The organism is Streptomyces odonnellii (genome assembly GCF_000981895.1).
Classification (GTDB): domain Bacteria; phylum Actinomycetota; class Actinomycetes; order Streptomycetales; family Streptomycetaceae; genus Streptomyces; species Streptomyces odonnellii.
This window is the reverse complement of record NZ_LATD01000266.1, coordinates 1-9,528: the sequence shown is the minus strand read 5'-3', so window position 1 is coordinate 9,528 and position 9,528 is coordinate 1. Positions and strand designations below refer to the sequence as shown.

Annotated in this window: 9 protein-coding genes; 3 read left to right on the top strand and 6 right to left on the bottom strand. The window is 69.9% G+C overall.

Annotation, left to right across the window (positions count from 1 at the left end; genetic code table 11):
* Positions 1 to 20: 20 nt before the first annotated feature.
* Positions 21 to 932, bottom strand: coding sequence for an ABC transporter permease (locus WH07_RS23585; protein WP_046503555.1), 912 nt, complete (start codon positions 930 to 932; stop codon positions 21 to 23).
* Positions 932 to 2,086: an ABC transporter substrate-binding protein gene (locus tag WH07_RS23580; protein ID WP_046503551.1), complete on the bottom strand. Its 1,155-nt coding sequence runs from the start codon at positions 2,084 to 2,086 to the stop codon at positions 932 to 934. Before WH07_RS23580 ends, WH07_RS23585 begins: the two co-directional genes overlap by 1 nt.
* A 299-nt stretch (positions 2,087 to 2,385) precedes the next feature.
* On the opposite strand from WH07_RS23580, the gene WH07_RS23575 reads away from it, so the two are divergent.
* The gene (locus tag WH07_RS23575) at positions 2,386 to 3,168 is read left to right on the top strand and encodes a GntR family transcriptional regulator (RefSeq protein ID WP_046503549.1); all 783 of its coding nucleotides are present in this window, start codon (positions 2,386 to 2,388) and stop codon (positions 3,166 to 3,168) included.
* Positions 3,169 to 3,175: 7 nt separating this feature from the next.
* Here WH07_RS23575 and dusB read toward each other — a convergent pair whose 3' ends face one another.
* Entirely contained in the window at positions 3,176 to 4,345 is a 1,170-nt protein-coding gene (gene dusB, locus WH07_RS23570; RefSeq protein WP_046503563.1) for a tRNA dihydrouridine synthase DusB, read from the bottom strand.
* Positions 4,346 to 4,397: 52 nt separating this feature from the next.
* Here dusB and WH07_RS23565 point away from each other — a divergent pair, with 52 nt between their 5' ends.
* Positions 4,398 to 5,879, top strand: coding sequence for an MFS transporter (locus tag WH07_RS23565; RefSeq protein ID WP_046503546.1), 1,482 nt, complete (start codon positions 4,398 to 4,400; stop codon positions 5,877 to 5,879).
* Between the two features lie 55 nt (positions 5,880 to 5,934).
* Here WH07_RS23565 and WH07_RS23560 read toward each other — a convergent pair whose 3' ends face one another.
* Together WH07_RS23560 and WH07_RS23555 are read right to left on the bottom strand one after the other, a co-directional pair.
* A complete protein-coding gene (locus WH07_RS23560; RefSeq protein ID WP_046503544.1) occupies positions 5,935 to 6,792 on the bottom strand; it encodes a helix-turn-helix transcriptional regulator in 858 nt (285 codons plus the stop codon).
* A gap of 200 nt (positions 6,793 to 6,992) precedes the next feature.
* Positions 6,993 to 7,187, bottom strand: a complete 195-nt coding sequence (locus WH07_RS23555) for a DUF1918 domain-containing protein (RefSeq protein ID WP_046503541.1) — start codon at positions 7,185 to 7,187, stop codon at positions 6,993 to 6,995.
* A 190-nt stretch (positions 7,188 to 7,377) separates the two neighbouring features.
* On the opposite strand from WH07_RS23555, the gene WH07_RS23550 reads away from it, so the two are divergent.
* Entirely contained in the window at positions 7,378 to 8,880 is a 1,503-nt protein-coding gene (locus WH07_RS23550; RefSeq protein ID WP_079023498.1) for an MFS transporter, read from the top strand.
* A 98-nt stretch (positions 8,881 to 8,978) separates the two neighbouring features.
* Here WH07_RS23550 and WH07_RS23545 read toward each other — a convergent pair whose 3' ends face one another.
* The gene (locus tag WH07_RS23545) at positions 8,979 to 9,224 is read right to left on the bottom strand and encodes a DUF6243 family protein (protein WP_046503538.1); all 246 of its coding nucleotides are present in this window, start codon (positions 9,222 to 9,224) and stop codon (positions 8,979 to 8,981) included.
* Between the last annotated feature and the right edge of the window lie 304 nt (positions 9,225 to 9,528).

Genomic DNA, 9,528 nt, shown 5'->3' with positions numbered 1-9,528 from the left:
GTCCGGGGTCGCGGTGGGGGTCAGTGCAGCCATCGGGTGCTCCGTCGCTGGAGGGGCAGATAGACCGCCATGACCAGGCCGGCGATCACGATCATGTCGAGGCTCAGCGCGAGCGCCACATTCTCCTGACCGACCAGTACGTTGCCGGAGAGCGCGTCCGCGATCTTCAGGGTGACCAGCGGGACCGAGCCGCCGACCAGCGCGGCGGCGGTGGCGTGCGCGGCGAAGGCGCTGCCGAAGAGCAGCACGAACCCGCCGAGCAGCGAGGGCGCGAGGACCGGCAGTCCGACATGGCGCCAGAACTGCCAGGTGGTGGCACCCGCGTTCTGCGCGGCCTCCCGCCACTGCGGGCGCAGACCGTCCAGCGCGGGCACGCTGACCAGCACCATCAGGGGCACCAGGAAGTAGAGGTAGATCAGGGTGAGTCCGGTGAAGGAGTACAGGTTCCAGCCGAGGCCGTCGAGATGGGCGGCCTGGGTGACCACCCCGGAGATGCCGAGGGTGGCGACGAACGCGAACGCCAGTGGGATACCGCCGAAGTTGGCGAGCACACCGGAGGCGGTCAGCACCCCGTTGCGGAGCGCGCCGCCCCGCGAGGTGACGACGGCCTGCGCGATCAGCATGCCGAGCACGGTGCCGATCACGGCGGTCAGCGCGGAGAGTTCGACGCTGCCGACGATGGAGGTGAGATAGGGGCCCTGGAGCGAGCGCTGGAGGTGCTCGCCGGTCAGGGAGGTGGCGCCGGTGGCCGGATCGTCCCGGGTGACGGCCCCGTACAGCAGGGCGCCGACCGGGAGTCCGAAGCAGAGTCCGGCGAACACGAGCAGCGGGAGGGCGCCGAGCCAGGCGCGTGACGCCCGCCGCCGACGGCGACTGCCGTCGGCGGCGCCCACCGCTGCGAGCGGGGTGGGGACGGACGTGGGGGCGGTCATCAGGAGACGGCCTTGTCCCAGTTCTCGGCGAGGGTGGCGTTGGCCTTGTCCAGTTCGGCCGACTGGGGGAAGGCCGGGGTGCCCTCGACCTTGGGCAGCTTGGCGACGAAGGTCTTGTCGGCGGTGCCGTCCGTGGTCATGGCGGGCAGCAGCACGGGTCGCGCGTACCCCTTGAGCCAGAGGTTCTGGCCCTCGGCGCTGTACAGGAACTCCATCCACAGCCGGGCGGCGGCCGGGTGCGGCGCGTCCTTGTTGATGGCCTGCGAGTAGTACTGCGCGTAGACGCCGTCGCTCGGGATGGCGACCTTCCAGTCCACGCCCTTGCTCTTGAACTGGTCGGCGTAGCTGGCGTTGAGGTAGTCCCAGTCGATCGAGATGGGCGTCTCGCCCTTCTCGACCGTGGCCGGGGTGGACTCGACGGGGATGAAGTTGCGGCTCTTCTTCAGCTTGCCGAAGAAGTCGATGCCGGGCTGGATGTCGGCGAAGGAGCCCTTGTTGGCGAGGGACGCCGCGTACACGCCGCCGAAGGCCGAACCGGACTTGGTGGGGTTGCCGTTGAGCGCCACCTTGCCCTTGTACTCGGGCTTGAGCAGATCGGCGAAGGTCTCGGGGCAGGTCTTGATACGGGACGCGTCGCAGCCGATGGAGACATAGCCGCCGTAGTCGTTGAACCAGCGGCCGTCCTTCTCCTTCTGCGAGTCCGGGATCTTGTCCCAGGCCTCGACCTTGTACGGCGCGAAGAGGTTCTCGGCGGCGCCGCTGCGGGCGAAGGCGATCCCCAGGTCGAGCACGTCGGGGGCGCGGTCCTGGCCCTTGCGGGACTTGACGGCGGCGATCTCGTCGGAGCTGGAACCGTCCGGGTTCTCGCTGTTGACCTTGATCTTGTACTTGGCTTCGAACGCCTTGATGATCTCGCCGTAGTTCGCCCAGTCCGGCGGAAGGGCGATCGCGTTCAGCTCGCCCTCCTTCTCGGCTGCGGCCACCAGGTCCTTCATCCCGCCGAAGTCGGCGGCGGAGGTGGCGGCCGCGGAGTCGGCGGTGTCGGCGGATTCCTCGGGTGCCGCACCACAGGCGGTGAGCGCGGTGAGCGCGGCGGTACTGATCGCCAGGGCGGCTGCCAGCCGGCCGTTGGCGCGGGCACGGAGTCGGGTCACGCGGTGTCTCCCGGAGCGAAGAGAGGGTGTCACTTGTTCATACAAGCTGGCATCAGTTCGCCCGGTCCAGATGACTCGGGAATGAACGAATGATGGCGGCGACAGCACGGCCCGAGGAAGACCAGCCCTTGCAACTAGCTGGTCAGCACACCCTTTCCAGGGGGATTTCAGGAAGAATTGACGCTCAACCGGGCATCCCCGGGTCCGGACACCCGATGGGACGTGCGGTTAGAGTGAGGGCCGGGTCCGCGGCGGATAAGCGCACCTGTGCACAGTTCCGGAATTCAATGGGGGCAGGCGTGGGCAGTTCGCGGTATCTGGAGATCGCGGAAGCGCTGCGGAAGTCGATTCTGGGCGGCGAGTATCCGGTCGGCGCCCGGCTGCCCTCGGAGAGCGATCTGGCGGCCCGCTGGTCGGTGTCGCGCGGGACGGTACGGCAGGCGGTGGGGCTGCTGGCCTCGGACGGCCTGATCGGCTCGCGGCAGGGGGCGCGCCGGGTGGTGCTGCGTCAGGAGCGCCGCCACAGCTTCCAGCAGCTCAACAGCTTCGCGCAATGGGCGCAGGCGCTGGGGTGCGAGGTCTCCAGCCGGATACTGAGCCGTACGTCACGGCCCGCCACCGCGGAGGAGTCGTCGAGGCTGGGGGTCGCCCCGGACAGCGAGGTGCTGTACGTCGTACGTGTGCGGCGGCTGGACGGGGAGCCGGTCATGGTCGAGCGGACCGCGTACACGGACTGGGTCGCGCCGGTCGTGCGCGCCCTGCCGGACGATGTCGTATCGATCATGGACAGCATCGCCGAGAACGCGGACATCGTGGCGCACTACGGCGAGCACCTCATCGACGCCGTCGCGGCGGGCAGCGAGGACGCCCGGCTGCTCCGCGTCCGCCGCGGCAGCCCCCTGTTGCGGCAGCGCCATCTCACGTACACGGCCGCGGGCCGCCCGATCGAGTGGACGGACGACCGCTACCGCGCGGGGAGTGTGGCGTTCAGTGTCAGCAACTCGGCGGCGGCCACTCCGCTGGAGCGGCACGCGGGCCCGGAGGTGACACCACAGCCGCCCCGCCCGGAGCAGCCGCAGTAGCGGGAGATCAGCCCCCCGAGGTGTCCAGTTCGGCGTCCGCGCCGACACAGGACCGGTCGTACGGGTCCTTCAGCCAGCCGTCCGGCAGGACGACCCGGTTGTTGCCCGATGTACGGCCGCGCGACCCGTCCGCGCCCTCCGGCCAGGGCTGGTCGAGGTCGAGACGGGACAGCAGCGTGTCCAGTTCGGCGAGGGACGAGGCCACCGCCAGCTCCTTGCGCGGCCCCGACCCGACCGAGAACCCCTTCAGATACCAGGCCACATGCTTACGGAAATCGATCACCCCGCGAGCCTCGTTCCCGAGCCACTCCCCCAGCAGCTCGGCATGGCGCCGCATGATCGCCGCCACCTCCCGCAGTGCGGGCCGCGCGGGCGCGCCCGTACCCTCGAAGGCCGCCACCAGATCGGCGAAGAGCCAGGGCCGTCCCAGGCAGCCGCGCCCCACGACGACCCCGTCGCAGCCCGTCTCGCGCACCATGCGCAGCGCGTCGTCCGCCGACCAGATGTCGCCGTTGCCCAGCACCGGGATCTCCGGGACATGCTCCTTGAGCCGCGCGATGGCGTCCCAGTCCGCCGTACCGCCGTAGTGCTGCGCGGCCGTCCTGCCGTGCAGGGCGATCGCCGTGACGCCCTCGTCGACCGCGATCCGCCCGGCGTCCAGGTAGGTGAGGTGGTCGTCGTCGATGCCCTTGCGCATCTTCATCGTGACCGGCAGGTCCCCGGCGTTGGAGACCGCTTCGCGCAGGATCGCCCGCAGCAGGGGCCGCTTGTACGGCAGGGCGGAACCGCCGCCCTTACGGGTCACCTTGGGCACCGGGCAGCCGAAGTTGAGATCGATGTGATCGGCCAGATCCTCGTCCGCGATCATCCGGACCGCCTTGCCGACGGTGACCGGATCCACTCCGTACAACTGGATCGAGCGCGGAGTCTCGGCCGCGTCGAAACGGATGAGCTGCATGGTCTTCTCATTGCGCTCGACCAGCGCCCGTGTGGTGATCATCTCGCTCACGAACAGCCCTTTGCCCCCGCTGAATTCACGGCACAGCGTCCGGAACGGCGCGTTCGTGATCCCGGCCATGGGGGCGAGCACCACCGGCGGGCGCACGGTGTGCGGCCCGATCGCGAGGGAAGGCGTGGCGGGTGAAGAGGTGGTGAGGGTGTCGAGCGAAGCGGTCATCCGCCCATTGTCGCCCACGACGGCAGTCATTAGTTAGTCGTACTATCGACATATGCCCGAGCTGAGTCCCCGGCGGCGCGTCCTGGTCCTGGCCATCTGCTGTATGAGCCTGCTGATAGTCAGCCTGGACAACACCGTCCTCAATGTCGCCCTCCCCTCCGTGCAGCGGGAACTGCACGCCGGTGTCGCCGGGCTCCAGTGGACCATTGACGCATACACCCTGGTCCTGGCCTCCCTGCTGATGCTTTCAGGCTCCACCGCCGACCGGATCGGCCGACGCCGGGTCTTCAAGACAGGGCTCGTCCTCTTCACTCTCGGCTCCCTGCTCTGCTCTCTCGCGCCGAACCTCGAATCGCTGGTCGCGTTCCGCATGGTGCAGGCCGTCGGCGGCTCGATGCTCAACCCCGTCGCGATGTCGATCATCACGAACACCTTCACCGAACCCCGTGAACGCGCCCGCGCCATCGGGGTCTGGGGCGCGGTCGTCGGAATCTCCATGGCGGCGGGCCCGCTGGTCGGCGGGCTGCTGGTGGACTCGGTGGGCTGGCGGTCGATCTTCTGGATCAACCTCCCGATCGGGGTCGCCGCGCTCCTGCTGACCTGGCGGTACGTTCCCGAGTCCCGCGCCCCGAAGCCGCGCCGCCCCGACCCGGTCGGACAGCTCCTGGTCGTCGGCGTCCTCGGCTCGCTGACGTACGCGATCATCGAGGCACCCACCGCCGGGCTGACCTCGCCCCGGATCCTGGCATTCGCCGCCCTCGCGGCCCTCTCGCTGATCGGGCTGCTGCTGTACGAGCCGAGGCGCGAGGAGCCGCTGATCGATCTGCGGTTCTTCAACAGCGCGCCGTTCAGCGGGGCGACGGTGATCGCCGTCTGTGCCTTCGCCGCGCTCAGCGGGTTCCTCTTCCTCAACACGCTCTATCTGCAGAACGTGCGGGGGATGTCGGCACTGCACGCCGGGCTGTACATGCTGCCCATGGCGACCCTGACCTTCCTCTGCGCGCCGCTGTCGGGACGGCTCATCGCCAGCCGGGGGCCCCGGCTCTCGCTGCTGATCGCCGGGACGACGATGACGGCCAGCGGTGCCCTGTTCGCGGCGACGGACGCGGAGGCCACCAACGCGCTGCTCTTCACCGGCTATGTGCTGTTCGGCCTGGGCTTCGGCATGGTGAACGCGCCGATCACCAATACCGCCGTCGCCGGAATGCCCCGCTCCCAGGCGGGTGTCGCCGCCGCGGTCGCCTCCACCAGCCGCCAGATCGGCTCGACGCTGGGGGTCGCCGTGATCGGCGCGGTGCTGGCGGGCGGCGTCGTCGGTGTCACCTCGTCCGCACCGCACACGCCGTCGGCCTCGTACACCGCTGCCTTCACCGCCGCGAGCGGTCCGGCCTGGTGGATCATCACGGCCTGCGGTCTGTGCGTACTGCTGGTGGGGGCGCTGACCAGCGGGGCATGGGCGCGCGGGACGGCGCGGCGTACGGCGGAACGGCTGGAACCGGCCGCCACCCGGGCCTCCGTGGAGACCGGGCGCTGAAGCCGCGGGGGCGGCGCGGGCGGGGCGCTGGAGTTCAGGGCTCGGGGCTCAGGGCTCAAGCCGGCGCGGGCACCAGGCTGTGCAGCCGCTCCAGCCGCTCCCTGGACTCGTCGTCCACGGGGATGTAACTGATCAGCCGCGGACCCGAGGACGGGCCGAGCCAGAGGTTGGTGTACTCCAGATTGAGCAGCCCCACCCGGGGGTTGGCGAACCGCTTGGTCTTGTCGCCGACGACCGCGACCACTTCGTGCTGCTCCCATATCTCCCGGAACTCGGACGAGGCCGACCGCAGCCGCCGCAGCAGCGTCTTCCACGCGGGCTCCGCGAGATGCTCGGCCATGGCGGCCCGGAACTTGGCCGCCATCATCCGGATCGTCTCGTCCCGGTGGACGAGCGCGGCGCGCCACTCGTCATTGGTGAAGGCGAGCCACATGGCGTTGCGGTCCTCGGGCGGCAGCGCGTCCAGATCGCACATGAGATGCCCGTACACGCGGTTGTACGCGAGGATGTCGTACCGCCCGTTCTGCACACAGGCCGGATACGGCTCAAGGCGCTCCAGCATCCGCCGCAGCGCGGGCGTGACGGTCGGGCAGGGCGTCCCGGGGGCGGGGTCGACGGCGCCCGCGAGTGCGAAGAGATGCGCGCGCTCGCTGCGGTCGAGCAGCAGGGCGCGGGCGAGCGCGTCGAGCACCTGGGCGGAGACCTGGATGGAACGGGCCTGCTCGAGCCAGGTGTACCAGGTGACTCCGACAGCGGAGAGCTGGGCGACCTCCTCGCGCCGCAGCCCTGGCGTACGGCGCCGGCTCCCACGGGCGAGTCCGACCTGCTCGGGTGTGATGCGCTCGCGCCGGCTGCGGAGAAAAGCGGCCAGCTCATGGCGCCGGATGTCGGTCTCCTGCACAGCCATGCTCATGGCTTCCAGCGTGCCGCAGGTCCCAGCCCGTTGCCAGGTGGTGCGAGTACCAGGATGAGCCGCTCCGATACCAGGCTGAGCACCACGGCGGTCAAGGCCGTACGTTCACCGCCCGGCCGGTTGGCACCAGCCGGGCGGTGAACGATGTTGACGTTTCCGGCGCCCTTCTTGTTTCTGGCGCCCTTCTTACAGAGGCCTTGTCACTTGCGCTTTCCGCGCGTCTCCACTGCCGTGTCCGGGCCCGGCGAGACGATCGTTTCATGGCCGTCCTCACCGCGTACCTTGAAGGGCGGTGTGCCGTTGGGTCCCAGCACCTCCACGACTTCCACCACACGGTCGTGCTTGCCGACCACCCTGCCGTGCATCACCAGGCGGTCACCCTTGCTCGCTTTCATCCCGCACTCCCAAGCCGCTCGTCGACGCTGCCGTCCCTGCCGGCCATCCCTGTCACCGACTGTGATCGCCAGTGTACGGAATGTCCGGTTCTATGTCGTCCGGAAGCGCCTCAGCCCATTGCCGGGTAGTTCATCTACCAGGATAAAGACACTCTGGTACCAGGCTGTGTGACGCGCGATCGTCGGATGCGTGAGTACAGCATCCGCGAAACACGGCTCCAACGCGGCAACGGGCCCGGCGACGACCTCGTCCGCGGCCGTTCCCGGCGGGCCCTCCGGCGAATCCGCCGGCCCCGTCATCCATGACCACGGTTCGGTGCTCGGCACGCTCGGGCTCTTCACCGTGCTGCTCGGCGCGGCGCTCCCTCTGATCGACTTCTTCATCGTCAATGTAGCCCTGCCGACGATCGACCACGATCTGGCCGCGGGCCCCGCCCTCCTCGAACTGGTCGTCGCGGGGTACGGCCTCGCGTATGCCGTGCTGCTGGTGCTGGGCGGCCGGCTCGGGGACATGTTCGGGCGGCGCAGACTCTTCCTGGCCGGTATGGCGGCGTTCGGCCTCACCTCGCTCGCCTGTGGTGTCGCGCCCGACCCCTGGACGCTCGTCGGGGCCCGGGTCGCGCAGGGAGCCGCGGCCGCGCTGATGCTTCCGCAGGTGCTGGCCACCATCCACTCCGCGACCTCGGGGCAGCGCCGCGCCAAGGCGGTGAGTCTGTACGGAGCCACGGCCGGGCTCGCGATGGTGGTGGGCCAGATCCTGGGCGGCGTCCTGGTCGCGGCGGACATCGCGGGCAGCGGATGGCGCGCGATCTTCCTGGTGAATGTGCCGGTGGCGCTGCTGGGGCTGGTCCTGGCGGTGCGTTCGGTACCCGAAACCCGTTCCCAGAAGCCCGCGCCCATCGACGTACCGGGGACGGTGCTGCTGGCCGCCGCGCTGATGACCCTGCTGGCACCGCTCACCGAGGGTCGCGCGGCCGGCTGGCCCGTCTGGACCTGGGTCTGCCTCGCGGCCTTCCCGCTCGTCTCGTACGCCTTCCTCCGCGTGGAGAAGCAGGCCGACCGGCAGGGCCGGATCCCGCTCGTACCGCCGAGCCTGCTCGCGCTGGTGACGCTCCGGCGCGGTCTCGCGCTGCTCCTGCCGTTCTCGATCGGGTTCGGCGGCTTCATGTTCGTGATCGCGATCGCGCTCCAACAGGGCCTCGGCATGGGCGCGGTGACGGCCGGACTCGCGCTGGCGCCGATGGCGGTGGCGTTCTTCGCGGCCTCGCTGGCGGGGCCCCGGCTGGTACGGCGGTACGGCAGCCTGGTGGTGACGGCGGGCGCGGTGTCCCAGTTGGCCGGTGTCGCCCTGCTCGTGCTCACCGTCCGGCACGACTGGCCTTCCGTCAGCCTGCTGGATCTGGCGCCGGGGGTCGGACTGGCCGGGCTCGGTCAGGGCCTCCAACTGCCAGTGATGATCAGGATCATGCTCTCCGACATCCCATCGGAGCGGGCCGGGGTGGGCAGCGGCGTCATGGTCACCACGCAGCAGTCCGCACTGGCGCTGGGGGTGGCGACACTCGGCTCGCTCTTCCTCTCGCTGGCCACGGCGACGGGGATGCGGGACGCGCTGGTGATCACGTTGCTGACGCAGTTCGGGCTGGTCGTCCTGACCGGACTGCTCAGTCTGCGGCTGCCGCGCTCGATCGGCTGAGAGCACCCCGTACCGCCGCCGCACGGCGTTGGGCCCGGACCACCTCGGGGTGGTGGTCCGGGCCCAATGTGTGTGTACGGCGGGGCGGTTGAGCGCGGTCAGTCCTGCGTGGCGGATCCTTCGCCGCTCGGCGCACTGCCCTGACCGCTCTGCTCCGTCTGCTCATCCTCGCTGTGCGGCTGGCCGGCGGCGCGCTCACGCATCTTGCGCAGCAGCTCCGCCTTCTGGTCGGCGGCGGCCTTGCGGTCGGCGTTGCGTGCGGGGCCGTTGCCCTGCTGGTCGGCGCGGGACAGCTTCTTGCGCTGTCCGCCCACGCCGAGAAGGTTGTTGCGGCTCTTTGCCACGGGGTTCTCCCGAAGTGATGTGAAGTGATCTGCGGATTCGTCGGTGGGGGGCAGGCCGTGGCCGCCGCGCTCTCACTCGTAGATCTGGAAGAACATGCCCGAGACGCTACCACCGGGCGCGACCGGGGCGTAACGCGTTTTTGGCGAGCACCAGCCATGACGTCTGACATAAATTGAAATCTGTCAGCCGTCATGCCATAGTCGTGGGTGTCACTCCCCGCTGGGCGAACCTTCTGGAGGAACTCCTCATGACCCCCGTCTCCGGCACTCCCGCCGCCCCCGGCCTCCCCGCCCGCCGACTCGG